Source organism: Pseudomonas sp. KK18, from assembly GCF_037094675.1.
Taxonomy (GTDB): Bacteria; Pseudomonadota; Gammaproteobacteria; order Pseudomonadales; family Pseudomonadaceae; genus Aquipseudomonas.
The window spans coordinates 4,653,303-4,679,099 of sequence record NZ_CP146605.1 but is presented as its reverse complement, the minus strand read 5'-3'; the positions used below and the strand labels follow the sequence as shown (position 1 = coordinate 4,679,099).

Here is a 25,797-nt window from a genome sequence, read left to right as displayed (position 1 = left end):
ATGTTGCCTGACGCACCGTTTTCGCGAGCGAGTCGAGCCGTCCCACCGCCGCCCACATAAATCCGGCCAGCGGACCACCGCATGCTTGTTTCACCAATAGGAGCATCACCCTATGAGCGTGCATGAACTTGAACTGGCGCTGGATGTGGAATGGCCCGCCGAACGGGTTACGGTGTTGCCCGAGGCGTTGGCGCAGTTGCGCCATTGGGCACAAGTGACCCCGTTGCACAGCGCCCTGCGCCACAAGCGTGACGGCCAGTGGTATGCCTGGCGCTGGATCGATGCGTTGCGGGATGTCGAGCGCCTGGCTGATGGCTTGCGTCAGCAGGGCTTTACCGAGCAGTCGCGGCTGGCCCTCAGCGGTGCCTTCGAACCCGGCCTATTGCTGCTGGCCCTGGCCGCCCAGGTGATCGGTGGCCAGATCCTGACCCTGGCGGATGACCTCGAGCCCGCTGCCCTGCAGCAACAAGTGTGGCGCATCCGGCCTACCCACGCGTATGTCCCTGGGTTCCAGACGTTGGCGATGGTGCGACGGATCGACCCTGTGGACACCTCACAACGGCTCTGTCGCTGGTGGCAGCCTTCGGGCAAGACCGAATTGTGGAGCGGGGAAAGCACCCATTGGCAAGGCGGCCTGGCGACGGTGCTGGAGCAATGGCTGATTAGCGGCCAGAGCCTGGGCTTCCCGCAGTCGGGCTGAACTAGGCGTCCCGGGTCGATGTGCTGGATACTGCACGGGGCGATTTTTACCACAACCATTCAGGCAGACAGTAAGGGCGCAATTTCATGAGTGAAACCGAACGCGGACAGGCGACGAGCGCCATTCGCAACGCCGATGTGCTGATTGTCGGCGGCGGCCTGAGCGGGACGATGCTGGCGGTGCAGTTGCTGCGCCTGCCGGGCACGCGGCAGATCCTGGTGATCGAGCCGCGCCAGGAACTGGGGCGCGGCGAGGCCTACAGTGCGGTAGAGCTTGGGCACACCTTGAACGGCAACGCCGCGCGCATGAGCGTCGACCCGGACAACGCCGATGACCTGACCCAGTGGCTGACCGCCTACATCGCCGGCGGCGGCTGGCCCGAGTCGGACCAGCAGCACGTGCCCATCAGCGAACTGTTTTCGCCCCGCGGGATTTTTGGCCTGTACGCGCAGCAGCGGCTGGCCGAGGCCAAGGCGATTTCCGCGTCGACCGTCGAGCACATTCGCGCCGAGGTGACAGACCTTGAGGTGGATGAACACGCCACACGGCTGACCTTGAGCGACGGCCAGCAACTGCGCGGTGCCTGTGCGGTATTGGCCACCGGCATGTTCCCGGCGGCACGCACGCCACAGACCGAATCCAGCGGCTTGAATGCCGCTGCCGTCGACCCGTGGGATGTATCGGCCATGACCCAACTGGACCCGCAATCCACCGTGCTGATCATCGGTTCCGGGCTGACCATGGTGGACGCCGTGGTGTCCCTGGAACAGGCCGGCCATCGCGGGCCCATCGAGATTTTTTCGCGCCACGGCCTGTTGCCCCATGTCCGTCGGCAGCCGCCGGCCTGGGTCGACTTCCTGGGAGAAGACCACAGCCTGCGCAGCCCCCGGCAATTGCTGCGGGAGGTGCGGCGCCAATGCCGGCTCGCGCTGGAGCAGGGGATTGACTGGCAAGCGCCGCTGGACACCGTGCGTGCCAACATCGGGCGGTTGTGGAGCCAGGCCAGCGAGGGCGAGAAACGTCAGTTCGTGCGGCATGTGCGGCCCTGGTGGGAAAGCCACCACCACCGTTCGCCGCCGTTGAGTGCCGAGTTGGTGGCGCGGTTGCATGGGGAAGGGCGGCTGCGGATCCGGGCGGCTTCGTACAAGGGGCTGGTGCCTTCGCAAGGTGAGGTGACGATCCGCCTGCGTCATCGTGGAGAGCAGGATGTGGTGCAGGTGTCGGGGGCAGCGCTGATCAACTCCAGCGGGATTGAATATGACTGGCGGCGCGTGGCCCGGCCGTTGCCCAGGCAGTTGCTCAAGCGCGGGCTGATTCAGCCCGGGCCGTTGGCGTTGGGGATTGCGGCGGATGTGTCGGGGGCGGTGCTGGATGCCCACGGGAATGTCAGCCGGCGGCTGTTTGCCATGGGCCCGCCGTTGCGCGGGATGTGGTGGGAAAGTACCGCAGTGACGGATGTCGCAATTCAGGCCAAGGCGCTGGCCGCGAGGTTGGCACACCTATGAATCTAATGTGGGAGCTGGCTTGCCTGCGATAGCGGTGGGTCCGCTGCATCTTTATCAACTGAGAGATTGCTATCGCAGGCAAGCCAGCTCCTACAGGTCGGGTTCATGGACCGACCTTCACAAACCCGGGCTTCAACCCAAACACTTCAACCCCCTGGGCCGTCGACTGCCCGGTGGTCACCGTCACCCGCTCCACCGGTTTATCCATCGCTGCCCGATATTCCACCGTCATCACCCCATTCCCGCGACTGATCGCCTGGGCCGGTACGACAATCGCCTGGTCATTGTTGTAGGTCACAATGGTCAACCGCGCACTCATCCCCAACCTTACCCGTTGCAACTGTTGTGGGGTCAGCTTGGGAATCGACAGGGTCACCGGAAACTGCGCGCTGCCCTGGCTGTCGCTGGCAATCGCCAAGCCACTGACCACGCTGACCGATCCCGTCAGCCGTTCCCCATCAAACCCGTCGCCCATCACCTCCACCGCCTGCCCTTGGTGCAACTGGTTGATGTCCAGCTCCGACACCTTGGCGACGATTTTCAGTTTCTCGATATTCGCCAGTCCAAACAGCACCTGGCCCTGGCTGACCTTGCTCCCGGCCTGCACCGGCGCGCTATTGCTCCCGCCGCCCTGGGTCGATGAGTTACTGCCCGGCGCCGGCACCACAATGCCGGAGAACGGTGCCTTGACCTCCTTGCCATCGAGCAGGGTGCGCAGGGCTTCATATTTCACCGTGGCGTTGGTCAGCTCCATATCGGCGATCTGCCGGTATTCGCCCTTGCCTTGTTCAACGGTCTGTTGCAGCTCAGCGCGGGCGGCCGTCAGGTCGAGTTGTTGCTGGGTGGCCTGCTGTTTCAGGTCGTCGAGTTCGTTGCGCGGGATGATGCCGCGCTTGAACAGGTTTTCGCTTTCGGTGAGTTTGCGCTGGGTGTTGCTGGCGGTCATTTCGGCAGTGCGCAGGGTGCGGCGGGCGCGCCCGACTTGCTGGCCGCTGTCCCAGTCCTGCATTTCCTGCACCGTGCGCCGGGCCTTGAGCTGGGCGGAGAGGGCGTCGCGCAGTTGCACTTCGAGGGTGGCCGGGTCCATGCGTAGCAGCACCTGCCCGGCCTCGACCCGCTGGCCCTGTTCCACCAGGTTGGCCTGCACATTACCGTCGAACGGCGCGGTGAGGGTGATGGTGGTGTCAGGCTCGATCTTGCCCACCAGGCCGATCTGATGCACCAGCGGGTCGACCTTCACCGCCAGCCACTGCTCGGCGTTGCCGGGCTGGTTGGCGGCCGGGCTTTGACGGCTGAGCAGCGAGACGCCGACGCCGGCCACCAGCACAATCAACACGACGCCCAACAGGCGCTTCTTATTAGTAGTCATTGAGGGCGATTTCCCAACTTTCCAGCGTCATGCCCAAGGTCAAGTCGAGCTGAGTCTGGGCGTTCAAATAGGCAATCAGCGCATTGAGCCGCGAGTTCTCGGCGTTGCGCAGGTCGGTTTCGAAACTCAATACCTGGAAGTTCGTGGAGCGCCCGGCGCTGAGTTTTTCCCGTTCGATTTCGATCTTGCGCTTGGACAACTCTACCGCCCGCTGGGAAATTTCATACTGGCGCCAGCGAGTGCCCAGGTCGCGCACCACATCGTTGACGTCGCGCTCCAGTTGCTGGCGGGCGTCGGCGATGATGATCTCCTGGTTTTCCACATCGACCCGCGCGTGCACCTCGGCCTGGCGAGTGCTGATGTCGCCGATGGGAATCTGCACCTGCACGCCCGCGTAGCTGTCCCAGCGCCGGTTGCTGTTGTAGCCGTTATCGTCATTGGTGGCGGCCCGAATCTGGTTGGCACCGGCCACCAGGTCCACTTGCCAGCGGCCGGAGTCCTTGGCGATCACCAGGTTGAGGTCGGCCTGCTGGCTGCCGAGCAGGGTGGCGAGGTATTCCGGCTGCTGGTTCTGCGCCAGCACGAAAGCCTGGCGTTTATCGATGTCCATGGGCCTGGCTTCAAGGGCCTCGGTGGCGCGGATCGGTGTCGACAGGTCGAGGGCCAGCAGACGCAGCAGGGCCAGGCGGCTGGTGTCCAGTTGGTTCTGGGCTTCTTCCACCCCCAGTTGCTGGGTGGCGATATCGGCTTCGGTCTGCACAATCTCGAACTCGGCCATGCGCCCGGCACTGATCAGTGCCTTGTTCACTTCAAGCAAAGTGCCGGAGCGCTTGAGGGCGTCCTGCACGATGCTCAGTTGTTCCTGGGCCCGCAGCAACTCGCGGTAGGTGGCGATGATGTTGCTGATGGTCTGCGCCACGTTGGCCTTGAGGTTCAGGCGGTTGGCCTGTTCCGACAGGCGTGACAGGCGCAGCGGGGCGGTGGTGGCGTCCCAGCCGGCACCGCGCATCAGCGGTTGGATCAGCGACAGGTCGAGGCCGTCGCTGCGGTAGCGTCCGGCGCGATCGGCGTTGTTCAGTTGTTGGGTCCAGTTCATGCTCAGGCGCGTGCCGTACTCACCGAGCAAGGTGGCATTAGGCGCGAGGTTAGCGTTGCGGGAGCTGTCTTCAGTGCCTTTAGTCGTGCGGTAGTAGCTGTTCAGGGTCAGCTTGGGGTTGAACGTGTCTTCAGCCACCCGCAGGTCGAATTTCTGCGCCACCCGTTGCAGGTACGCGCTGCGAATCGCCGGGTTGTTGCGCAGGCCCAGGTACACCGCATCCCCCAGGGTCAGGGTGGTGGACTGGGCATTCAGCGACACGCTGCGTTCATAGCCACTGCGGGTGGTGCTGGGCGCGGAGGGGCGAATCACCACGTCGGCGGCCACGCTGTGCAGGCTTACCAAGGCGGTCAACAACAGCAGGCGTTTATTCATCGCGCAGGGCCTCCACCGGCTGCAGCCGCGAGGCCGACACCGCCGGATAGATCCCGAAAAACAGCCCTACCAGCAACGTGCTGCCGACCCCGAGCGGCAGCGCGGCCACCGCCAGGGAAAACTGCCAGCCGGACAGCCTGGCATACAGGTACGCGGCGGTCATGCCCAGTACCGCGCCGCATACCGCACCCACGGCGGTCAGGGTCACGGCTTCCAGCAGGAACAGGTTGCGAATGTCGCGCTGGCGCGCCCCGAGGGCCATGCGAATCCCGATTTCCCGGCGCCGCTCCGAGACGTTCATCAGCATCACGTTCATCACGCCGACGCCGCCGCCCACCAGGGAGATCGCGCCCAGGGCCAACAGCAGGTAGGCGAAGGTCCGACTTTGGCGGGTCATGCCATCGATCATTTGCTGGGGCACCTGAATGTCGACATCGTGGTCGGTGAGCTGGGCTCGCAGTGCCACGGCTGAGTCCTGGGCGAGGCGTTCCATATCCTGGCCGGGGGTGGCACGGATGATCACGTTGCCGATTTGCGGGCTGGCGTAGATCCGGCGCATGCCCGGGGCGGGGACGAACAGCGATTCGTTGGCCTGTACGGGAATCAGCATTGCCCGGGGCTGGCTGTGCAGAATGCCCACGATCAGGAACAGGTAATCGTTGATACGTACCCGGTCGCCCAGTTGCAGCGGGTCGCCGGGCACGCTCAAGGCCTGGACGACCTGGTCACCGACGACCGCATAGGTTTCCCCAGCATCGAAACTCGACAGGAAGCGCCCGTCGCGCACCGACAGGCGCATGGCATCCTTGAGGTCCGGCGTACTGCCGACGAGGCTTGCGTTCCAGGTACGGCCATGGAACACCACTGGCCCGCTGAACAGCGAGACCGCACCGATATGGGCAATGCCGGGAACGCTGCGGCGCACGGCTTCCAGGTCCAGGCTGGCGGGCATTTGCGCAGTGCTGGCACCCCTGGGCGGGAATTGCGCCACCAGGGTGTCGGTGCCCATGTCCTTGAAAATCATCGCCGCGTCTTCGGCGGCGTTGTGCCCGATATTGATCAGCGCCACCACCGAGGAACTGCCGATGACGATGCCCAGCAAGGCCAGGATCGAGCGCTTGCCCAGGGTGCGCAGGCTGACAAACGCCTCGTGCAGCAATTGGCTCAGGCTTTGTTCGACCCGCAGGCTCATAGGCGCCCGGCCTCTTGCACCACACCATTGCGCACCAGGATCTTGCGATTCAGGCGTTCGGCAATGTGCGGGTCGTGGGTGACGATGATCAGCGTCACCTGCTGCTCGCGGTTGAGCGCCAGCAACAGGTCCATGATCTCCTGGGCGGTGGTGCTGTCGAGGTTGCCGGTGGGTTCGTCGGCGAGGATCACCGACGGGTTGCCGACCAATGCCCGGGCGATGGCGACCCGTTGGCGCTGGCCGCCGGAAAGGTCGGCCGGGCGATGGTGGGCGCGCTCGGCCAGGCCCACCTGGTCGAGCATGCGCAGGGCCTGTTCCACCGAGTCGTGGCGTGACACGCCGCGGTAGCTCAGGGGCAGGGCGACGTTGTCCAGGGCACTGAGGCGTGGCAGCAGGTTGAAACTCTGGAAGACGAAACCGATCTGCTGATTGCGGATCGCCGCCAATTGATCGGGGCTGGCGCTGAAGATGTCATGGCCGGCAAAGCGGTACTGGCCGCAGTCGGGCAAATCCAGCAGGCCGAGAATATTGAGCAGGGTACTTTTGCCGGAGCCGGAGGCGCCGAGGATGCCGCAGCTGTCACCGGTTTCGATGGCCAGGCATACATCATTGAGAATCGACAGGTGTTGACCGGCCAGCTGATAGCTTTTGCCAATGCCTTGCAAGGAGATAAAGCCTGGGTGCGCGGGGGTATCTGTCATCATGACTACGCCTGCAGCCTCGACAGCGCCGTGCTTCCCCCGAAAATCCTTGTAACAAGTTCAGGAGCTGCCTGGTACACGTCACGGACTGGTTTTATTTCTTGTTTTTAAAATATTGTTTGAATACTAACCGCGATCCAGCCGTTCCGCCAGCCATGGATATAGAGCGGTTTTACCCTTTGAAACGATTCTTCAAAGGGACGTTTCCGGCGCTGCAAAAATCCATCAGCTACCCTCAATGAGCCCGTTGCTGTTGGCTTTGAATAGTATGGCGCTGTGTCACTACTTGCTTTCAGGCAGCGGCCCCGGTATAAAAAATCAAATTAATTTTTAAAACAATATTTCCGCAGTGGAACCCCAATCCCTATGGTCGCGAAGAAACTCAGCGCTCCAAACGTTACCAAGACCCGATTGCTGGATGCGACAGAGGCTCTTTTCATCAAATACGGCTATGACGCTGTTTTGTTGCGGCAGATAACCGAGAGGGCCCAGGTCAATCTCGCTGCGGTGAATTACCACTTCGGGGACAAGGACTCCCTGATGAAAACCCTGCTGATGCAGCGCCTGGAGCCGCTCAACGAGCAGCGCCTGGAGTTGCTCGCCCGGTGCGAAGCCGAATCCGACGGCCCGCTGGATTGCGACACCTTGCTCGGGGTGCTGTTCGCCCCGGCCATGGGCCTGGAACGCAGCGACCCGGCCAGCGGGGAAGGGCGTTCATTCATCCGGTTCCTGGGGCGGGTGTACAGCGACACGTCGCCGTTTATCCAGGAATACCTCAAGGTGCATTACCAGCCGGTGTTCCAGCGCTTCTTCGAAGCCTTCGCCCTGGCGCTTCCGGACTTGCCGCGCAACGAGCTGGGGGTGCGCCTGCAATTTGCCCTCAAGGCGATCTCCGGGGTGATGGCCGGTACCGAGCTGCGTTTGCTGATGAACTCCATGAGCCTGGGACGCCCGGCCACGGATGCCGAGGTCATGGCCAAGCTGATTACCCTGGTGTCGGCGGCGATTCGTGTGCCGCAGCAAAGTCCTGAAGCCGAAACGGCCCTGGCGCGGGTGCTCGATACCCAGCGCGCGATACGTGAGCAAGCGGCGTCGCCTGTCAACAAGGTGGCTCGTTGACCCATCAAGACCGGCTCGCAATGAGCCGGTTTGCTTCGACTCCTCTCTCCAGAAACCGTGTGGCCACTCAAATCCCGGGCAAAAAAAACCCGCTGGGGCGGCGGGTTTTTAACTACAACGTTTGTAACGGATGAGGCTTTACCCTACGTCTCTGGATGTGAATAAAACGTGAAAAATATGTAAGAGAAAGTGTGAAATCTATTGGCTTGTGTAATCCCGACAAATGGCAGTCAGCGTTTACTGTGAACCTGGCCGATAAAGTCTACAAGGTACTCACTCACCCGTTCCGGCGCATCCTCCATCAGAAAGTGCCCGGCGTTTTGCACCACCTGCAGCACGGCCCCACGGATGTCGTTGCGCAGGCGCCCACGACGCGGTGCTGACGCATTTCAATCCGGTGCAGTTACAAGGTTCCATCCGCCTGGGCGCCACCGAACAGGTGCCGATGGCCGAGTTGTCGAACTTGCTCGGCCAGTTTTCCCGGCAACACCGCCAGCTGGATGTGCGAATTGTGGTGGAGCAGAGCCACGTGCTTCGCCAGGCCCTGGTGGACCGTGAGCTGGACCTGGCGCTGCACCAGGATTTCATCCCGCGTATCGAAGCGCGGGACCAATTGCTGTGGACCGAACAGGTGCACTGGTGCGTCCGGCCCGGCTGGCAGCCAGCGCCTGACGAATGCGTGCGGCTGATCACCTTCGGCCCCGGCTGTTTTTACCGGCAACTGGCCCAGGAACGCCTGAGCGCCTTGGGCATTCGCTGGCAGGTGGTGGTGGAATGTGGGTCGGTGGAGGGTGTGGTATCGGCCATCGCCGCCGGGTTGGGCATCGGCCTGCTCAGCAGTGACCATCTCGACAAGCGCGTGGAAGTGTATCGCCCCTTCGACCAGCGGATGCCGCTGCCCGAAGTGGCGAACGTGTTGCGCTTTGCCGAGGACAGCCCCGAGCCCCGGTTACAGGCGTTGCAGCAGCTGTTGATACAGGCGCTGCACCGGGGCTGATCAGATTTTCCAGTGGCTGGCGCTCTTGGCCAGGCGCTGGCGCATGGCGTCAATATTGGCTGCCAGTTGCAGGGTCAATAACCGGTAACCGTCCAACGCGTTGACCACCGGCACTTCAAAGGTCTGTTCGTGGGTCGGCGTGGTGCTCGGACGTTCCAGCCGGTCGGTGGCCCCGGATTGCAACGCCCGCGCCATCCCGATCAACTGCACCCGAATCTGCCGGTGCTCGGCTTTCAACGCCACCTGCATGCGCGCCAGGGCTTCCTTGTCCCGTGGGTCGGGGCGGGTGTTGCCGAGGATCTCCAGGGTGCTGATGCACATCCGCAAATGCCGCTGCAGGGTGTCCAGCTCGGTCATGGAAATCCGCACTTCCTTGGACACCGATGGCATCAGCGAGCGTAGTTGCAGCATCGCGGCGTTCAGGCGATTCAGCAGCTTGAGGTGTTCATCATCGGTGACCGATTGGCCGCTGATGATCCGGCTATAAATCGCCGCGCAATCGCGCAAGGCACTGGCCAGGTTGTAGCGCCAGGAATACACCGCATACAGCGGCAGGGCGAAGGAAAACGCCAGGGCCAGGACGATGCCGATCAGGATGTCGACCGTGCGCCACAACCCGTCCGATATCGGATTATCGCCATGGCCCGCAACGATAAATACGGTGATGGCCGACAGCAACGCGATGTATCCGCCCTTGCCGATGGCGTGATAGGAAAAGAACCCACACACCACCGACATCAGCAAATAGGTCAAAAGTGGCTGCCCCAGATACGCCTGTTGCAGCACCAGCAGCAAACCGACGCTGGCGCCGATCAACGTGCCGTAGGCGCGCTCGACGGCTTTCTTGCCGATATTGCCGTGGTGCTGCAAACCGCCGATCACGATCAGCATCGTCACCGAGGCCCACTCACCATGGGGCAGGTTGATGCCGGTGGTGAGCAGGATCGTTGCGAGCAACCCAATGGAAACCCGCACCGCGTGGATCAACTTGGCGTGACGGTAGCGCCGGTACGGGTCCAGCAACGGACGCAGCAAGCGGCGGGCGAAGAGAGGGAGATTCATTGGTATCAGGGTAACCTCGTTGTTCAGGCTTCACTCAGTTCCAATGTGGGAGCGGGCTTGCTCGCGAAGGCGGCGTGTCAGTCAATACATCCGGTGACTGAACCACCGCTTTCGCGAGCAAGCCCGCTCCCACATTTTTAGATCGGTATCGGGCTCAGAAAATATAGTCAGTGGTCAGAAAGCTCGACGTGCGTTCCTGCAGGATGTCACTGACCAGTTCCTTGTTGCTCGCCTGGAACTTGGTCGCCACCAGGGTACGGATCGAAAACACCCGCAACGCATCATGTACCGACAGCGTGCCCTCGGCCGAGTTCTTGCGCCCGTTGAACGGGAAACTGTCCGGCCCGCGCTGGCACTGGGCATTGATGTTGATCCGGCCCACCTGGTTGGCGAACGCGTCCACCAGGCGCCCGACTTCCCTCGGGCTGGTGCCGAAGATACTCAGTTGCTGGCCGAAGTCCGACTCCAGCACGTAGTCGATCACCGTCTCCAGGTCGCGGTAAGGCACGATCGGCACCACCGGACCGAACTGCTCCTCGTGGTACACGCGCATCTGCGGGTTCACCGGGTACAGCACCGCCGGGTAGAAAAACGAGCCACGGCTGGCGCCGCCATTCTCGTTCACCACCTTGGCGCCATGGGCCAGTGCGTCGGTCACCAGGCCGCCGAGGTAATCCACCTTGCCCTGCTCGGGCAGTGGCGTCAGCGACACACCGTCTTCCCACGGCATGCCAGGCTTGAGGGTCGCCAGCTTGCGGTTGAATTTCTCGATAAAGCTGTCGACCACATCCTCATGCACAAACAGGATCTTCAACGCGGTGCAACGCTGGCCGTTGAACGAGAGCGAACCGGTGACAGCTTCGTTGACCGCATTGTCCAGGTCGACCTGCGGCAGCACGATCCCGGGATTCTTTGCATCCAGGCCCAACGCCGCGCGTAGCCGGTGCGGTTTCGGGTGCAGTTTCTTCAAATCGCTGGCGGCCTTGTTGGTGCCGATAAACGCAAAGATATCGATCTTGCCGCTGGCCATCAGCGCGCTGACCGTCTCGCGACCGCTGCCGTAGATCACGTTGATCACGCCGGCCGGGAAGCTGTCGCGAAACGCCTCCAGCAACGGGCGAATCAGCAGCACGCCGAGCTTGGCCGGCTTGAACACCACGGTGTTGCCCATGATCAGCGCCGGGATCAGCGTGGTGAAGGTCTCGTTCAGCGGGTAGTTGTAGGGGCCCATGCACAGCGCCACGCCCAGTGGCACCCGGCGGATCTGCCCCAGGGTGTCCTGTTCCAGCTCGAAGCGGCTGGAGCGGCGGTCGAGTTCCTTGAGGGCGTTGATGGTGTCGGTGATGTAGTCGCAAGTGCGGTCGAACTCTTTCTGCGAGTCCTTGAGGTTCTTGCCAATCTCCCACATCAGCAGCTTGACCACTGCGTCACGCTGTTCGCGCATACGCCGCAAAAACGCTTCGACATGCTGGATGCGATCCACCACGCGCATGGTCGGCCACGCGCCCTGGCCACGGTCGTAGGCGGCCACGGCAGCGTCGAGGGCGGTCAAGGCGGTGTCGGCGTCCAGCAGCGGGGTGCTGCCGATGATGACCGGCGTGTCACCGTCGGCACCGCGCAACTGCACCGGGCTGCGCACTTCGGCCAAGGGGCCGTTCCACACATGCAACTGGCCGCCGACCAGGTAATCACGTTGTTCGATGGGCGCCGCGAGCCGGAATTGCTCGGGAATCTCGGCGGCAGTGGGAAACAGCTGGGCGAGCAGGTTGTCGGTGGTCATGTCGCTACCCCTGGAGTGGTTGCAAAACGTGACTAGAGATTCACCCATCAACGCCCCGTGTGGCAAGGGCTAGACGCATTAACCCGCGAACCTTGGAAAACCTTGAGCACAACCGTGAGCTCGCCGGGTAAACTGCGCGGCTTTCTTGAAGGAGTTCACATGAGTCAGTACCAGCCGGGCATTCTTGCCGCACCGGTGCCGTTGCAGGCACGCCATCTGTTTTTTGCCATTGAGTCGCTGGATGCCGTGCCTGCCGCACTGGATGCGCTGGTGCAGTTGGTGGACGCCAGTGCGGTGGTCGGTTTTGGTGAGCCGCTGGTCAATGCCCTTGGCGCCCGGATTGACGGGTTGCGGGCGTTCCCTCATGTGAGCGGGCCGCGGGCGGAGAATCCGTCGACCCAGCAGGCGCTGTGGGTCTGGTTGCACGGTGTGGATCGCGGTGAGTTGCTGTTGCGCAGCCGGGCGTTCGAGAAGGCCCTGGCGCCGGGGTTTGGTCTGGTGCAGATGACCGAGGGGTTTCGCTACAAGACCGGGTTTGATCTGACCGACTATGAGGATGGCACTGAGAATCCGCATGATGATGCGGCGGTGGAGGCTGCGGTGGCGCAGGGTGGTGCGAGTTTTGCGGCGATCCAGCAGTGGCAGCATGATCTGGATGGGTTTGCGGCGTTGCCGGCTCTGGAGCGGGACCACATTATTGGTCGGCGCCATGGTGATAACGAGGAGCTGGAGGACGCGCCGGAGTCGGCGCACACCAAGCGTACGGCTCAGGAGAGTTTTACCCCGGAGGCGTTTGTGGTGCGGCGGTCGATGCCATGGGCCGAGAATGGTCAGGCGGGGTTGATGTTCCTGGCGTTTGGGCATTCGTTTGATGCGTTTGAAGCCCAACTGCGGCGGATGAGTGGGCTTGAGGATGGGATTGTTGATGGGTTGTATCGCATTAGCAAGCCGTTGACTGGGGGGTATTACTGGTGTCCGCCGGTGCGTGATGGGCGGGTGGATTTGAGCTTGGTGCGCTGAGGTTTTTGTTCGGGGTACATATCCATTATTTAGGTAACGGCCGCCTATGGTTCCGCTCTTACAGCGGGTCACTTTTGGCAAACGCCCGGAATGCCGGCCCAGCCAAAAGTAACCAAAAGGTCTCTGCCCCACCACTCGGTGCCTCGCTTAGGCTCGGCATGCCCGCACTCCGGCCCGGTTCCGCGGGCCGCCGCGACGGGCCATCCATGGCCCGGCGCGGCTAAACCGGCATCCTTGCCGGTTTACCCGCTCCACCGTGCCTACTTGCGGCCATCGTGGTTGACAGGGCTCGCAGATCAAAATCAAAAGCAAAAGCACGGCGGCCTGAAAGCCGACCTGCGTGTTAAAAGCAAAGGCAAAAGCCAGAGCGAAAGCAGAGCTGCTTTTCTGTAGGAGCTGGCTTGCCGGCGATGCAGGCAACTCGGTCTTCCAGACACACCGAGGTGATGCCATCGCCGGCAAGCCAGCTCCTACAGTGGACCGTGCCCGCTTTAGCTTTTGATTTTGCATTTAACACTCAAGCCGGCCGGTAGGCCGCTGTGCTCTTGATCTGCTTTTGATCTTGATCTCAGGCGCCCCGTTAAACCACGCTGGCCGAACGCAGGCTTTGGAGCGTGGGTAACCTGGCAGGACGCCAGGTTAGCCGTCCTGGGCCAGGGATGGCCCATGACGGCGGCCCACGGTCCAAAGCCGGAGTGAGGGCACACCGAGCCTAAGCGAGGTGCCGAGTGGTGGGGCAAGAGCGTTTTGCTTACTTTTGCGCTGTTCAAAAGTGAGCCGCTGTAAGAGCGGAACCGATATAAGCCATCACCCAAATAATGGATATGCCCCCGATCCAAATCCCCCCCTCAACTGTTAAGCCTCTCCTGCCGCACGCCGCGCATCGGCCTCACCTCATCCCCCAAACAACGCCGACAACTATAAACCCCCAACACCACCGGCTTTTTCTGCGCCCCACGCTCCACCCAGGTCGGCGCAACAAACCGATACCCCTGGCCCGTCGCCGTCGCGATATACACCGAATCATCATCCCCCAACGCCCGGCGGATCGCCTTGATCTGCGCCCGCAGGTTGCACTCTTCCACCACCAACCGTGGCCAGGCGATGTCCAGCAATTGGGTCTTCTCCAACAGCTCACCAGGCCGCGAAGCGAGGGCAATCAGCAACGTCAGGGCCCGACTCCCCAGGCTCACCGGCTCACCGTTTTTCAGCAGCAGATGACGTCGGGGCAGCAGTTGATAAGGGCCAAAGTGGATTTCAATAGCGCTGTCTTCAAGGTGGCCGCGGTGTGAATACGTCATGTGATTAACCTTTGTGCATGTTCAAAAACACAACCTCGCGCGGCTCCCTTCGCGCAAGGCTGCAAGGGAAGGTCAGGTGTTGATCGCCGGGATCGGGTCTTCAGGATAATCACCCGGCTCCGTAGGCCCGCCAGTCAAGCCGTATTGCTTGAGCACCGGCGCAAGCTGGCCATAGAACGCGTCCTGCGCCTTGCCATGGGCATCAGCCAGGGCGAAGGGCAGGAACGCGCTGCCGATCCCGCCAAGGATCGCCGTTGCCCCGCCGAGGATCCCGCTGATGGTCCCGGCCACCGCGCCGATTTCCGTGGCCCCGTACAACCCTGCCCCGGCTTCCACCAACCCGGCCACCGCCGCACCCGTACCCAGCACGCCGGTGGCCACCGAGAAACTGCCGCTCAGGTAGTCGCCTTTTTTCAACGAGTCGACACCGCCAATCACCCCGATCACACCGCCGATAATCCCGCCCGCCGAACCGATGATCTTGCCGGCCGCACCGAGGTTGGCGATTTGCTGCGGACTCAGCGGACCCTTGCCCACCGGCACCTTGCCGGGGAAGTCACCGATGGTGCCGCCATCCGGGCGGTTGACCCAGGTGATGCCGTAACCCGCTTCCTTGGCGTATTTGGTGCCGCCCTCCATCAACAACCCGGCAAATTGCAGCCCGGCGGATACCCGGTTCGCGTCCGCCACCGGCGTGTTGCTGCCGCTGGCCGAACGGGCCATCAGCACGCCGCTCATCAGCACTGCGCTGCCGATGTGCAACAGGCCTTGCTTGAATGCCGGGCTGACGTCGCCGAACTTCATGCCTTCGATGGCCTTGGGCAGTGCGTCGGCGATCTTGTTGCCCTGGCGCCCGATGTCCCATACCGAACGCAGCATCGACACCACTTGCGCCGGGTCGATCTTGCCGCCATCCGAGGTGACGAACATCTCTGGATCTTTTTGCTGGGCGTCGTTGATCGCGGCAGTGACCTTGGCTTCGTCGAAGTTGCCCTTGCCGTCCCCCAGGGTGATGTTCAGGGTGTCGGTGGTGGCGCCGCCGAGCAGAGCGTCGCCAAGGGCTTCGTTGAAATTCACCTGCAAGGTGGCGGCGTCATCCGCCGAGGCCTTGTCGCCGAGGAAGGCCTGGGCCGAGGCCGTGCTGGCGGCGAAGCTGCTGGCCGCCACGGTGGGGTCCATACCGCCGGCCACCGCGTCGGTAAAGGCCTTGCCGGTCACCAGTTGGTTTTTGTAGTACTGCTGGATGTTGTCGCTTTGCCCGGCCTTGTCGGCGATGCCGGTCAGGTCCACATGGCCGTTGCCCCCCAGCGCCAGGTTGGCGATGGTCGTATCGTTGGCCGCGTTTTGCAGGCCCATGCCCATGTCGATCTGCTTGCCGTTCTGGTCCTTGGCGTTGAGATTGTCGGTGAGGTTTTTGCCGGTCTCGATGTCGTCGGTGTAGTAGTTCTGCATCGCGACTTTCATCGCCGGGTTGCTGTCGACGATGTCGGCCAGTGCCGGGCCGCGATTGTTTTGCAGGAAGCCTTGCACGTCCGGGTCGGCCGAGAGGGTTTCGATGCCGCTTTGCAGCTGTGCCTTGATTTTGTCTTCGTTGGGGTTGAGGCCGTAGTGGGGCGAGGTGTACTTGTCCATCAACCCGGCGTGGGGCACGTAGTCGCTGACCAGCAGGCGGGTTTGTGCATCGGTCAACTGCACCAGCACCGCGGCTTTCTGTTCGCCGCTGTAGTTCTGCGGGTTGGCCAGGATGTCGGCGGTCAGGCCCGAGGTGTCGACGCCGGCGACGGCATCACGAGTGGCGGCACCGTCGAGGAAGGTCAGGGTGTCGCTGTCGGTTTTCGGTGCCTGTTTTTCGAGCCAGGCGCCGATGTTGTCGCGGGTGCCGATGCCGTCCGACTTGCCGGTGGCGGGGTTGTCGCCGCCGGTTTCCAGGGCGTGGAACATCCCGGGTCTGGACCACATGGCCGCCGAGCCGGTCAGCTCGGTGCTCAGGGCCGAATCGCTGCCCAAGGCTTGCAGGTTGTCGCTGCGCAGCATGCCGTCGTTGCTGCGCTGGTTGGCGTCACCGGGGCGCATCGCCGGACCTGCGCCAGCGGCCAGGCTCTCATTGGCCATCAGGATTGCCGCCGACTTGGCATTCGCCTTGGCCAGGTCACCGGGTTTGCTGCCGAGGAAACTGCCATAGGATTTCGACGCGGCGCCGAGGTCCTTGCCGGCGTTGTCGATGAAATGGTCGACATCGGAATGGGTGATCACATTGTCGGCCTTGCCACGCCCGCCGGTATCCAGCGCGGCCATCAGGCTCGGGCTGCTGGCCACGTACTTGAGTACGGCCTGAGCCTCGGGGGGGAGTGTCGTGGGTGGGTTGGCGAAGTCGATCGGCGCGCCATGCAGGCCCCAGGCGTCCCAGTTTTGCGAGAGCAATTGCGCGGCCGCCTTGGGCCGGTTCAGGTCGAGTTCTTCCTTGGTCGGCGTGCCGCTGGTGTTGCCGGTGATGGTGTCCCAGTCCTTGGCACCCGACACGCCAAACGATGAGGTGTCGATCCAGGACGTGTCCGAGGCGCCCGCCGCGCCGGTGCTGCCGGCATACAGTTTGGCCACCTGGTCGTACAGCGCGGGGGTGATGTCCTGGGACACGATCACCTTGTCGCCCGACGCCGTGGTATAGCGAATCAGGCCCGGGCCGACTTCTTCGGGCGGGCCGATATTCGCTGCCGGGTCCATGGTTTCCATGGGGCCGGCCAGGCGGTAGCCCTCGGCCTGGCTGGCATTGATCGCAAAGAGCTTGGCCGAGTCGCCGCTGACCTGGGCGAACAGCGCGGGTGTTTCCTTCTGGCTGACCACGATTTTGTCGCCGGCACTGGTCTCGTAGCGGATCAGTCCCGGGCCCAATTCGGTGGTACTGCCGATCGCCTTGTAGTTGCCCAGGCCAGGCGCCACGGTGCTGGCGTCTGCCTCCTTGTAGCCGGCGCCTTTGCTGTCGGCCAGATTCTTCTCAAGGGTCGCGTCGCTTTGCTGTGCGTTGTACTGGTTGACCAATTGCTCAAACAGCCTGGGGTTGTCGATCTGCTTGAGGGTCACCGGTTTGTCGCTGCCCAGCGGGGTGTAGGTGATGCTGTTGTTCACCGGTGCCTGCACGTTCTGGTACGGCAGCGGAATGGACGGCCCGCGGATTTTCGAGGGGTCGAATACCGGCTTGTCGACGGCGGTGAACAGGGCTTTTTCGAACGTGCTCCGGGAGCCATCCGGGCCTTTGTTGTCGGCAGGGTCAAGGCCATTCGGGATCGCAGTCATAGATCACCTGGAAGTTGTTTTATATCAGTCGATATTTAGTGCAAGTGCACTAACTGGGGCGGGCGAAAGTTGCGAAGTGTTATTGGGTTAACCCGCGCCGAGCTATCAAACGCGATGATCAAGTCGGTTTTGTTACAAATGGAAATATCTGCAAAGTTGGGCAAATGGCTATTAGTTAAAAGTGTGAAGTTGTCGGATTTATTTTCTGGAATTGTTGAGTGACCAACGTTTTTACCCAGGGGTAACGGGCTCGTAAATTGTTCGAGTGGGTTCGTTTTTCAGGTTGTGCCCCCGTAAACATTGGGTCTCGTCGTGTATTGGTTTTTTAACAAAAGTTCCACGCCCGCGCGGCGATGAGATTTTCTCAACGGCACGTTGAGCCGGATTTTTCACAGCACCTGCCATGAACGTTTCACAAGCTTTCACAGCGAAGGCGTTTTGTTCGTGAGTAGTATGGTTCCCATGCAAACCGACGGCTGCATTGCCAACTCACTGTCTGACGCTGGGAGTTTGTTTCGGTTTGCATGCGGCTTAACTTCCCTATCGATGCAAGGAGATTGAACATGGCTACTACTCCACCAGTAAGTGCAGGCGGCGCCGACGACGCTATCGCGAAGATGGAAGCAACTTTCAACATGGCCATCGAGAAGTCGGCCAAGATCACCGAGATCAGCACCGCGAAAAAAGCAGAGCTCGACGCCACCAAACAGCGTCCGCAGAACTGATTCGCCATGCGGGCAGCGCCGGCGCTGCCCGTATACCTGCCTTACCCCGTTGCACCGTTGTTGATCGGCACAGGCGTCGTTGCGGCCTGTGATTCTCAAGGGGGCAAACCCAACCATGACAGCCTTGATTTCCCTGGGCCTGCCCGCCGCGAACGGCGCGCCGACCCTGCTTGTGACCCACGGTTTGCACCAGGGCAGTTCCCTGATGCTCGACCAGCCGGTCTACACCCTTGGCGCCGCCCTGGCGGCCGACCTCCAGCTCAGCGATCCCGGGATTGCCGAGTTGCACCTGCGCCTGCGTTTTGAAGGGGCCCAGGTGGCCGTCGAGGCCCTCGGCGGCGATGTACTGATCACCGGCACTGCCGGCGATATCCGTATTCCCCAAGGTAGCGGCCATCGCGCGCGGCTGCCGCTGCAACTGCGTATCGGCACGGCGGGTGTGAGCCTGGCGCTGCCGGGCAGCCCTGAAAAAATCCCTGCGAGGACACGCACGTTAACGCCCTGGATCATCGCCACCGCGTTGCTCTTTGTGTGCGCTGGCGCCCTGGCATTTCGCAACGATCCACCGCAAGCGCAAACCGTAATGCCGGTTGCCGAAACAACCGCAGCCAAGCCTTCCCGTGCCGAGGCCAAGGCCTGGTTCGAAGGGCAATTGCAGGCCGCCCACCTGGACGCCGTGAAGGTCAACGACATCGATGGCCAACTCAACGCCGTCGGCTCCTTTGAGCGCGCGCAAAAGCCTCAATGGGTCGCCCTGCAACAAGCCTTCGACCAGCGTTACGGCCAGCAGATCGTGCTTAACCCGCGGGTTGCCGTGCGTGCAGATGCGGCCCGGCCACGGGTGCGCTTTCAAGCCGTGTGGTTCGGCGCCAACCCCTACGTGATCAATGACAGCGGCAAGCGCCTGTACCCCGGCGCGGCCCTGGCGGACAACTGGGTACTGGAGCGCATCGAGAACAACCAGGTGATCCTCGCCCGTGGCGAAGAACGCTTCACCTTCACCCTATGACGCTGCTTTTTTCAGCTAAGGCCCCGGGATGAAAGTCGAACCCCGTCCGTTGATTCCCAGTGACGTGCGCAGCGCGCCGGTCGAGGCGATCCGCCCGGTCAACTCGCGCCAGGCCACGGCTTTCGAAGCGTTGCTGAAAACCCGCAAGGTCCAGTCCCGCCGCTCCCTGCGCAGTGACCTGGAAGAACTCACCAGCGCCGCCGGCGTCGACTCGCTGCTGTTCGGCAGCGCACGTTCCCTGGAACTGCTGGAACACGTGATGCAGCACCTGTTGCCGAATCTCGACGCCGAGCCGCAGATCAAGGCGCTGGCCCATGACCTGATCAGCGAGGAAATCGAGATGCGCCGCACCCTCGAACAACAACGCTCGGAGGTCCAGGCCTGATGCCCCGGGACAACGACGACGCGGTGCAATTGCTCAAGGGCATTGGCGAGCTGTACCGGCGCAACGGCCAGTCCCAGCGCGCGCTGGTGATGTTGCTGATTGCCGTGAGTGTCGCGCCCGACGATGGCCAACTGTTGCGCTCGCTGGTGCTGGCGTTCACCGACAGCGGCGACTTCACCCGCGCACTCGCGGCCCTGGATCGGCTGGTCGCGCTGGAGGGTGAGTCTGCCAGCCTGTTGCTGCTGCGTGCCCGGGCGCTGTGGTACGGCGAACGCAAGGACGAAGCGCGCCAGTGCTTCAAACGCTACCTCGCTGCACGGAGAGCCGCGCCATGAACCTGCTCAATCGCCTGAACGGCATCGCGCGCATGGCCGCCCAGCGTACCGACGTGATCATCGTCGCGTTCATGCTGATGGCGATCGTGATGATGATCATCCCGCTGCCTACCTACCTGGTGGACATGCTGATCGGCTTGAACATCGCCCTGAGCATCCTGATCCTGATCGTGGCGTTCTACATCGGCCACTCGGTGGAATTCTCCGCGCTGCCGCCGCTGATCCTGCTCAGCACCCTGTTTCGCCTGTCGCTTTCGATCACCACCACCCGCTTGATTCTGCTGCACGGCGACGCTGGCCATATCGTCAAGGCCTTCGGTGACTTCGTGATTGCCGGCCAGGTGGTGGTGGGCATGGTGGTGTTCCTGATCATCACCGTGGCGCAGTTCGTGGTGATCACCAAGGGCGCCGAGCGGGTCGCGGAAGTGGCGGCGCGCTTCACCCTGGATGCGATGCCCGGCAAACAGATGAGCATCGACAACGACCTGCGCAACGGCGATATCGACCAGGCCGAAGCCCGCCGCCGGCGCTCACGCCTGGAGCGCGAGAGCCAGATGTTCGGCGCGATGGACGGGGCGATGAAGTTCGTCAAGGGCGATGCGATTGCCGGGTTGGTGATCCTCGCGGTCAACCTGCTGGGTGGCATGCTGATCGGCATGATCGAGCGCGACATGGCCTTCGGCGCGGCGGTGCACACCTATTCGCTGCTGACCGTGGGCGACGGTTTGATCGCACAGATCCCGGCGCTGCTTATCTCGGTAGCGGCGGGCACCGTGGTGACGCGGGTCAACAGCGACGGCGAAGCGGGTGACCTCGGCAGCGAGATTCTCAAGCAGTTGGGTGCCAGCTACCGCGCCCTCGGTTTGACCGCATTGATCATGGTGGGCGTCAGCGTGATACCGGGCTTTCCGACCTGGGTGTTCCTCGGGTTGTCGCTGGTGTTCGGTGGTGCGGCCTTCGTGATGTACCGTCGTCATACCCGTGAAAACCAGGTAGAGCCTGAAGCGCTGGTCGAGACCCTGGAACCGGTGGTTGAAGTGCAGGCCGAGCAGGATTATGGCGTGGCCCCCGACACTCGGGTATTGCTGACCCTCGGCAGTGCGTTGGCCCTCAGCGCCCCGCGCCAGCTACTGAGCCAACGCATCGAAGCGCTGTGTCACGACATTCGCAGCGACCTCGGCGTCGATATGCCGGTGCCGGGCATTCACATGGACGCCAAGGCCACGCCGGGCAGCTACCGCGTGTCACTGGAAGGCGTACCCGTCAGCGAGGGCGAGATGCCGATCAACTGCCTGCTGTTGCAGGACGATCCGGTGCATGTGCAGTTGCTGGACATCGCCACCCTGCAAGCCGATTCGCCCCTCAACGGTCGTGCCGCGCACTGGATCGAGCGTCAGCACGAAGACGCACTGCGCAGCGCCGGCATCGGTTTCCTGCTGCCGGACGAAGTCTTGCGTGGCGTGCTGGAACGCAGCCTGCGCCGCTATGCCGCGGACTTCCTCGGCATCCAGGAAACCCGCCTGCTGCTCGAACGCACCGAAGCCACCTACGGCGAACTGGTCAAGGAAGCCCTGCGCCTGGTGCCGTTGCAGCGAGTGGCCGAGACCCTGCGCCTGCTGGTGGGCGAGGGCGTGTCGATCCGCAATCAGCGGGCCTTGCTCGAAGCCATGGTGGAGTGGGGCGCCCGGGAAACCGATGCCGGCCGCCTGGCCGAACACCTGCGTGCAGGGTTGGCGCGGCAGATCAGCCATCAGTACGCCGACCGCAATCGGGTGATTGGCGCCCTGGTGCTGGCGCCGGGATTGGAAGACCAGTTGCGTGCGTCTCTGCGTCGCCAGGAGCCCAGCCGTGAAGTGATCCCCGAGGAAGTCAACCGCGCGTTGCTCGCCCAACTGCGCCAGGCCTGCGACAAAACCACTGAAGCCAACAGTGCGGTATTGCTGGTGCACCCGGAACTGCGCCGCAGCCTGCGGCGCCTGGTACTGCGCGGTGAGCTGGAGCTGGCGGTGTTGTCGTTTCGCGAACTGGCCACCGAATACAACCTGCAAGCGCTGGTGACCATCAGCCTTACCGATATCTCCAACCGCCGTGCACCTGCCGCGGCTTCCGTCACTTCCCTGGCGTCTGCCTCATGATCCGTTTTTGTCTGCTGTTGCTGACGTTGACCTCGTTTTTCTGCAGTGCCCAGGACATCGCCAACGGTGTCCAGGGGTCTATCAACCTGGCCTCCGGTGAAGGCCGGATCCTGCATTTTGTGGCCCCGGTGGAGTCGGTACTGGTGGCCGAGCCGGGGATTGCCGACCTGCAAGTGGTGTCGCCCGGGGTGATCTATATCTTCGGCAAGGCGCCGGGCAATACCAGCCTGATTGCCCTCGGCAGCGACGGCAAACAGCTTGCCAGCCTGAGCCTGGCGGTCAGTAGCGCGACCCAGGCAGTGACTGCGCCGATGCAGGAATTGCATCCCGGCAATGGCGCGCAGATCAGCGGTGCCGGTAACCGATTGATCGCCAAGGGCACGGTGCGTTCGGTTGGAGAAGCGACGGATTTGAATGCCTTGCTCAACCCACAGGGCCAGGGCTTCCAGAGCGCGGTCAACACCACTGAGTACGCCGGTGCAGCCCAGGTCAACTTGCGTGTGCGCTTCGCTGAAGTGTCCCGCTCGGAACTGCTGCATTACGGGGTTAACTGGAACGCCATGTTCAGCAACGGCACGTTCTCCTTTGGCCTGATCACCGGCGGACCGCTGGCAGCCGCCACCGCCGGTGGCCTGGCGGCGGCGGGCAGCGGCTCGGGCAATACCAATATCGACGGCATGCTCGACGCGTTGCAGGCCAACGGGATCCTGCAAATCCTGGCCGAGCCGAACATCACCGCCATGACCGGGCAAACCGCGAGCTTCCTGGCGGGCGGCGAAGTGGCGATCCCGGTGCCGGTGAATCGGGACCTGGTGGGGATCGAATACAAGTCGTTCGGCGTGTCGCTGCTGTTCAACCCGACGCTGCTGCCCAACGGCCGGATCGCCCTGCAAGTGCGCCCTGAGGTCAGCAGTGTGGTGAGTGGCGGCACGGTGGATTTTGGCAATTTCCATGTGCCGTCGTTCAGCGTGCGCCGCGCCGATACGCGGGTGGAAGTGGGCAGCGGGCAGACGTTTGCGATTGCCGGTTTGTTCCAGCGTGAGAGCAGCCAGGACATCGAGAAGCTGCCGTTGCTGGGGGACTTGCCGATCCTGGGCAACCTGTTTCGCTCCAAGCGTTTTCAGCGCAATGAAACCGAATTGGTGATTTTGATTACGCCGTACCTGGTGGAGCCGGTGCGCAGTCGCACCCTGGCCACGCCGCTGGATGCACAGCCTGCGACCGCCGCAGCGGCGGGGCCGCGCAGTGGTGGGGCGTTTGGTTTCTACATGAATTGATGAGGGGGCATGGCATGAAAGTTTCGCGTTTGTTGATGTGTTTGCCCCTCTTGGTGGTGGGCTGCAAGACGCATCTGGCGCCGGTGTATTACTCGCCGCAGTATCAGGCGGACGGGGTGCCAAGCCAGTGCCAGCAGCCGCCGGCCAAGGATGAGATTGGGCTGGACGAGGATTTCAAGGCGACCTTGCCGTTGGGCTGCGCCAACAATCTGAATTTGATGCAGATGGTGGAGCAGCGCCAGGATTTGAATCAGGGGCGGGCGACGGGGCCTGCGATGGCGGCGCCGGTTGGGCGGGCGGCGCAGGTGTATATCGAGGGGTTTGATCGGGAGCAGTTGCAGCGGCGTCAGGCTCAGCAAGAGGCCAAGGCGGGCGCTCCGGGAGCGGAGCAATGAACCTGCGTTCACATGTCCTCTGTGGGAGCTGGCTTGCCTGCGATAGCGGTATTCCAGGCCCAGCAGATCCATCTGCCACACCATCATCCAAATGTGGGAGCGGGCTTGCTCGCGAAAGCGGTATTCCAGCCCCAGCAGATCCATCTGTCACACCACAGACCCAATGTGGGAGCTGGCTTGCCTGCGATAGCGGTATTCCAGACCCAGCAGATCCATCTGTAACACCACCATCCAAATGTGGGAGCGGGCTTGCTCGCGAAAGCGGACTGATAGGCGACCCGGATCTTGAAGCTTACCGCGTACATATCCATTCCTGCGGTAACGGCCACTTAGGGTTCCGCTCTTACAGCGGGTCACTTTTGGCAAACGCCCCAAAAGTAACCAAAAGGTCTTTGCCCCACCACTCGGTGCCTCGCCTAGGCTCGGCATGCCCGCACTCCGGCCCGGTTCCGCGGGCCGCCGCGGCGGGCCATCCATGGCCCGGCGCGGCTAAATCGGCTTCCCTGCCGATTTACCCGCTCCACCGTGCCTGCTTGCGGCCATCGTGGTTGACGGGGCCTGATAGATCAAAATCAAAAGCAGTGCAACAGCAACAGCAAGATCAAAAGCAGTTGGATTTAGTGCGTATCCACCAGCCCCAATTCCCGCGCTTGCGCAATCGGATCGCTGATGGCTTTGATGCGGTTGGCTTCCGTGATCAGGCGTGCGCGCTCAGCGGCCGGAATATCGTCCAGCGGCAAGCTGGCCACCCGTTGTTCGTAACCCGCCAACACCAGCACCAACAACTCATTACGCTGATGCCGTGGCAACGCGCGGGGCGATTGGGTGACGGGGGCGATGGTGTCCAAGGCCTGCTGCGCCTGGCCGCCAAGGGCGTAGGCCAGGGCCAGGTTGCAGCGGCTGTCGAGGTCGTCGGGTTGCAGGCTCAGGCTTTTGGCGAACGCGGTTTGTGCCGCGACGGCCTGGCCGTTCAACACCTGGGCAATGCCCAGTCGGGTGTAGGCGACCGGCGACTGGCTGGCCTCGGCGGCCTGGCCCAGGGCGGTCACGGCGCGTTGGCTTTTGCCAAGGCGCAGTTGCGCGGTGCCCAGTCCCAGCAGGGCGTCGGCGTTGTGGGCTTGAAGGCCGAGGGCCTGTTGGAAGGCGCGCTCGGCACCGACCGCGTCGTTGCCGTCGAGCCGTGCCTGGCCGAGTTTGAGCCACAAGTCGATGCTTGCGCCCGGTTGCTGGGCCGCACGTTCGTACAGCGCCGCCGCGCTGGCGTAGTCGCCGCGTTTGTTCAGGTCGTCGGCCAGCTTCAGCGAGCGGTCGGAATCGCTCGGCGCAGTATTGGAACAGGCAGCCAGCAACAGGCTGCCGGCAAGCAAAAAGTGTTTGGTCATCGTCACAACTCGTTGGGCGAAGGCGGACGTCATGTAAGCATATTTTCCATGGCGCTCCTATGTCTGTCGGTGCTGTTGGGTGCCTCGATCGCCCACGCCGACGAAGAACCCGAATGGTTCGCCAAACCCTACGCCTATGTGCTGGTGGACCAGGACGTGCGCGCCGCCCTCGAAGAGTTCGGCCACAACCTCGATATCCCGCTGGTGCTCTCCGACAAGGTCCGCGGCAAGGCCCGCAGCACCGTGCGTGCAGCCACCGCCGGGGAGTTTTTGCAGACGCTGTGCAGCACCAATGGCCTGACCTGGTATTTCGACGGCAACCTGCTGTACCTCAATGCCAGCGATGAAATCACCACCAGGCTGTTCAAGGCCAACGCCCTGAACCTGGATCAGTTGCAGGCCTATCTGAACAACCTCGATGTGTTCGGCCAGCAGTTATCGATGCGTAACGGCCCCGAGGGCGATGAAGTCTTCGTCTCCGGGCCGCCGCCGTACCTGGCGCTGGTCCAGCAGCATGTGGATCACCTGCAGCCCAAGGCCGCCGCGCCGGTGGTGGCGCGCGAGCACGGCGTGCGGGTGTTTCGCGGCGCCCAGGTGAGCACTGAAACCCCTTGATTCACCCCAACCCCAGTAAAGGAGCATGACC

At 62.7% G+C, this 25,797-nt stretch carries 21 protein-coding genes and 1 pseudogene; 13 read left to right on the top strand and 9 right to left on the bottom strand.

What is annotated here, in order from left to right:
• Positions 1–112 precede the first annotated feature (112 nt).
• A pseudogene (locus V6607_RS21110) lies at positions 113–694 on the top strand (hypothetical protein); the annotation flags it as partial.
• A gap of 92 nt (positions 695–786) precedes the next feature.
• Positions 787–2,205: an FAD/NAD(P)-binding protein gene (locus V6607_RS21105; RefSeq protein ID WP_134326980.1), complete on the top strand. Its 1,419-nt coding sequence runs from the start codon at positions 787–789 to the stop codon at positions 2,203–2,205.
• A 103-nt stretch (positions 2,206–2,308) separates the two neighbouring features.
• Here the strand turns inward: V6607_RS21105 and V6607_RS21100 are convergent, their stop codons facing one another.
• The 4 genes from V6607_RS21100 to V6607_RS21085 are packed head-to-tail and all read right to left on the bottom strand — an operon-like array spanning position 2,309 to position 6,941.
• On the bottom strand, positions 2,309–3,574 hold the full coding sequence (locus V6607_RS21100; protein ID WP_338740374.1) for an HlyD family efflux transporter periplasmic adaptor subunit: 1,266 nt from the start codon (positions 3,572–3,574) through the stop codon (positions 2,309–2,311).
• Complete coding sequence (locus tag V6607_RS21095; RefSeq protein ID WP_008432459.1) at positions 3,564–5,045, bottom strand: TolC family protein; 1,482 nt, start codon at positions 5,043–5,045, stop codon at positions 3,564–3,566. Before V6607_RS21095 ends, V6607_RS21100 begins: the two co-directional genes overlap by 11 nt.
• Positions 5,038–6,237 carry an ABC transporter permease gene (locus V6607_RS21090; RefSeq protein WP_003211725.1) on the bottom strand — a complete coding sequence of 400 codons (1,200 nt, stop codon included), beginning with the start codon at positions 6,235–6,237 and terminating at the stop codon, positions 5,038–5,040. Before V6607_RS21090 ends, V6607_RS21095 begins: the two co-directional genes overlap by 8 nt.
• The gene (locus V6607_RS21085) at positions 6,234–6,941 is read right to left on the bottom strand and encodes an ABC transporter ATP-binding protein (RefSeq protein WP_023658970.1); all 708 of its coding nucleotides are present in this window, start codon (positions 6,939–6,941) and stop codon (positions 6,234–6,236) included. The genes V6607_RS21090 and V6607_RS21085 overlap by 4 nt, the downstream gene beginning before the upstream one ends.
• A gap of 363 nt (positions 6,942–7,304) precedes the next feature.
• On the opposite strand from V6607_RS21085, the gene V6607_RS21080 reads away from it, so the two are divergent.
• On the top strand, positions 7,305–8,057 hold the full coding sequence (locus V6607_RS21080; RefSeq protein WP_003211721.1) for a TetR/AcrR family transcriptional regulator: 753 nt from the start codon (positions 7,305–7,307) through the stop codon (positions 8,055–8,057).
• 376 nt (positions 8,058–8,433) lie between these two features.
• Positions 8,434–9,054, top strand: a complete 621-nt coding sequence (locus V6607_RS21075; protein WP_256662365.1) for a LysR family transcriptional regulator substrate-binding protein — start codon at positions 8,434–8,436, stop codon at positions 9,052–9,054.
• On the opposite strand, the gene V6607_RS21070 is transcribed toward V6607_RS21075, so the two are convergent.
• Positions 9,055–10,116 carry an FUSC family protein gene (locus V6607_RS21070; RefSeq protein WP_003211716.1) on the bottom strand — a complete coding sequence of 354 codons (1,062 nt, stop codon included), beginning with the start codon at positions 10,114–10,116 and terminating at the stop codon, positions 9,055–9,057. It abuts the gene before it with no gap.
• 154 nt (positions 10,117–10,270) lie between these two features.
• The gene (locus tag V6607_RS21065; protein ID WP_008432465.1) at positions 10,271–11,896 is read right to left on the bottom strand and encodes an NADP-dependent glyceraldehyde-3-phosphate dehydrogenase; all 1,626 of its coding nucleotides are present in this window, start codon (positions 11,894–11,896) and stop codon (positions 10,271–10,273) included.
• Positions 11,897–12,055: 159 nt separating this feature from the next.
• On the opposite strand from V6607_RS21065, the gene V6607_RS21060 reads away from it, so the two are divergent.
• Complete coding sequence (locus V6607_RS21060) at positions 12,056–12,916, top strand: Dyp-type peroxidase (protein WP_134326977.1); 861 nt, start codon at positions 12,056–12,058, stop codon at positions 12,914–12,916.
• Between the two features lie 848 nt (positions 12,917–13,764).
• Here V6607_RS21060 and V6607_RS21055 read toward each other — a convergent pair.
• Positions 13,765–14,217 (bottom strand): winged helix-turn-helix domain-containing protein, encoded by a 453-nt coding sequence (locus V6607_RS21055; protein ID WP_177028595.1) that lies wholly within the window; start codon positions 14,215–14,217, stop codon positions 13,765–13,767.
• A 72-nt stretch (positions 14,218–14,289) separates the two neighbouring features.
• Complete coding sequence (locus tag V6607_RS21050; RefSeq protein ID WP_134326976.1) at positions 14,290–17,508, bottom strand: type III effector HrpK domain-containing protein; 3,219 nt, start codon at positions 17,506–17,508, stop codon at positions 14,290–14,292.
• A 563-nt stretch (positions 17,509–18,071) separates the two neighbouring features.
• On the opposite strand from V6607_RS21050, the gene V6607_RS21045 reads away from it, so the two are divergent.
• From V6607_RS21045 to V6607_RS21015, 7 genes are all read left to right on the top strand, one after another.
• Positions 18,072–18,233 carry a hypothetical protein gene (locus tag V6607_RS21045; protein ID WP_003207273.1) on the top strand — a complete coding sequence of 54 codons (162 nt, stop codon included), beginning with the start codon at positions 18,072–18,074 and terminating at the stop codon, positions 18,231–18,233.
• Positions 18,234–18,348: 115 nt separating this feature from the next.
• On the top strand, positions 18,349–19,242 hold the full coding sequence (locus V6607_RS21040; RefSeq protein ID WP_134326975.1) for an FHA domain-containing protein: 894 nt from the start codon (positions 18,349–18,351) through the stop codon (positions 19,240–19,242).
• A gap of 28 nt (positions 19,243–19,270) precedes the next feature.
• Complete coding sequence (locus V6607_RS21035) at positions 19,271–19,627, top strand: hypothetical protein (RefSeq protein WP_003207269.1); 357 nt, start codon at positions 19,271–19,273, stop codon at positions 19,625–19,627.
• Positions 19,627–19,962, top strand: a complete 336-nt coding sequence (locus V6607_RS21030; RefSeq protein WP_087694813.1) for a tetratricopeptide repeat protein — start codon at positions 19,627–19,629, stop codon at positions 19,960–19,962. The genes V6607_RS21035 and V6607_RS21030 overlap by 1 nt, the downstream gene beginning before the upstream one ends.
• Entirely contained in the window at positions 19,959–22,097 is a 2,139-nt protein-coding gene (sctV, locus tag V6607_RS21025; protein WP_134326974.1) for a type III secretion system export apparatus subunit SctV, read from the top strand. Before V6607_RS21030 ends, sctV begins: the two co-directional genes overlap by 4 nt.
• Entirely contained in the window at positions 22,094–23,374 is a 1,281-nt protein-coding gene (locus V6607_RS21020) for a type II and III secretion system protein family protein (RefSeq protein WP_003207263.1), read from the top strand. Before sctV ends, V6607_RS21020 begins: the two co-directional genes overlap by 4 nt.
• A gap of 14 nt (positions 23,375–23,388) precedes the next feature.
• Positions 23,389–23,769, top strand: coding sequence for a hypothetical protein (locus V6607_RS21015; RefSeq protein WP_003207261.1), 381 nt, complete (start codon positions 23,389–23,391; stop codon positions 23,767–23,769).
• Positions 23,770–24,386: 617 nt separating this feature from the next.
• Here V6607_RS21015 and V6607_RS21010 read toward each other — a convergent pair.
• Entirely contained in the window at positions 24,387–25,151 is a 765-nt protein-coding gene (locus V6607_RS21010; protein ID WP_134326973.1) for a tetratricopeptide repeat protein, read from the bottom strand.
• Positions 25,152–25,199: 48 nt separating this feature from the next.
• Between V6607_RS21010 and V6607_RS21005 the strand changes: the two genes are divergently transcribed.
• The gene (locus tag V6607_RS21005) at positions 25,200–25,766 is read left to right on the top strand and encodes a type III secretion protein (protein WP_102369493.1); all 567 of its coding nucleotides are present in this window, start codon (positions 25,200–25,202) and stop codon (positions 25,764–25,766) included.
• Positions 25,767–25,797 lie beyond the last annotated feature (31 nt).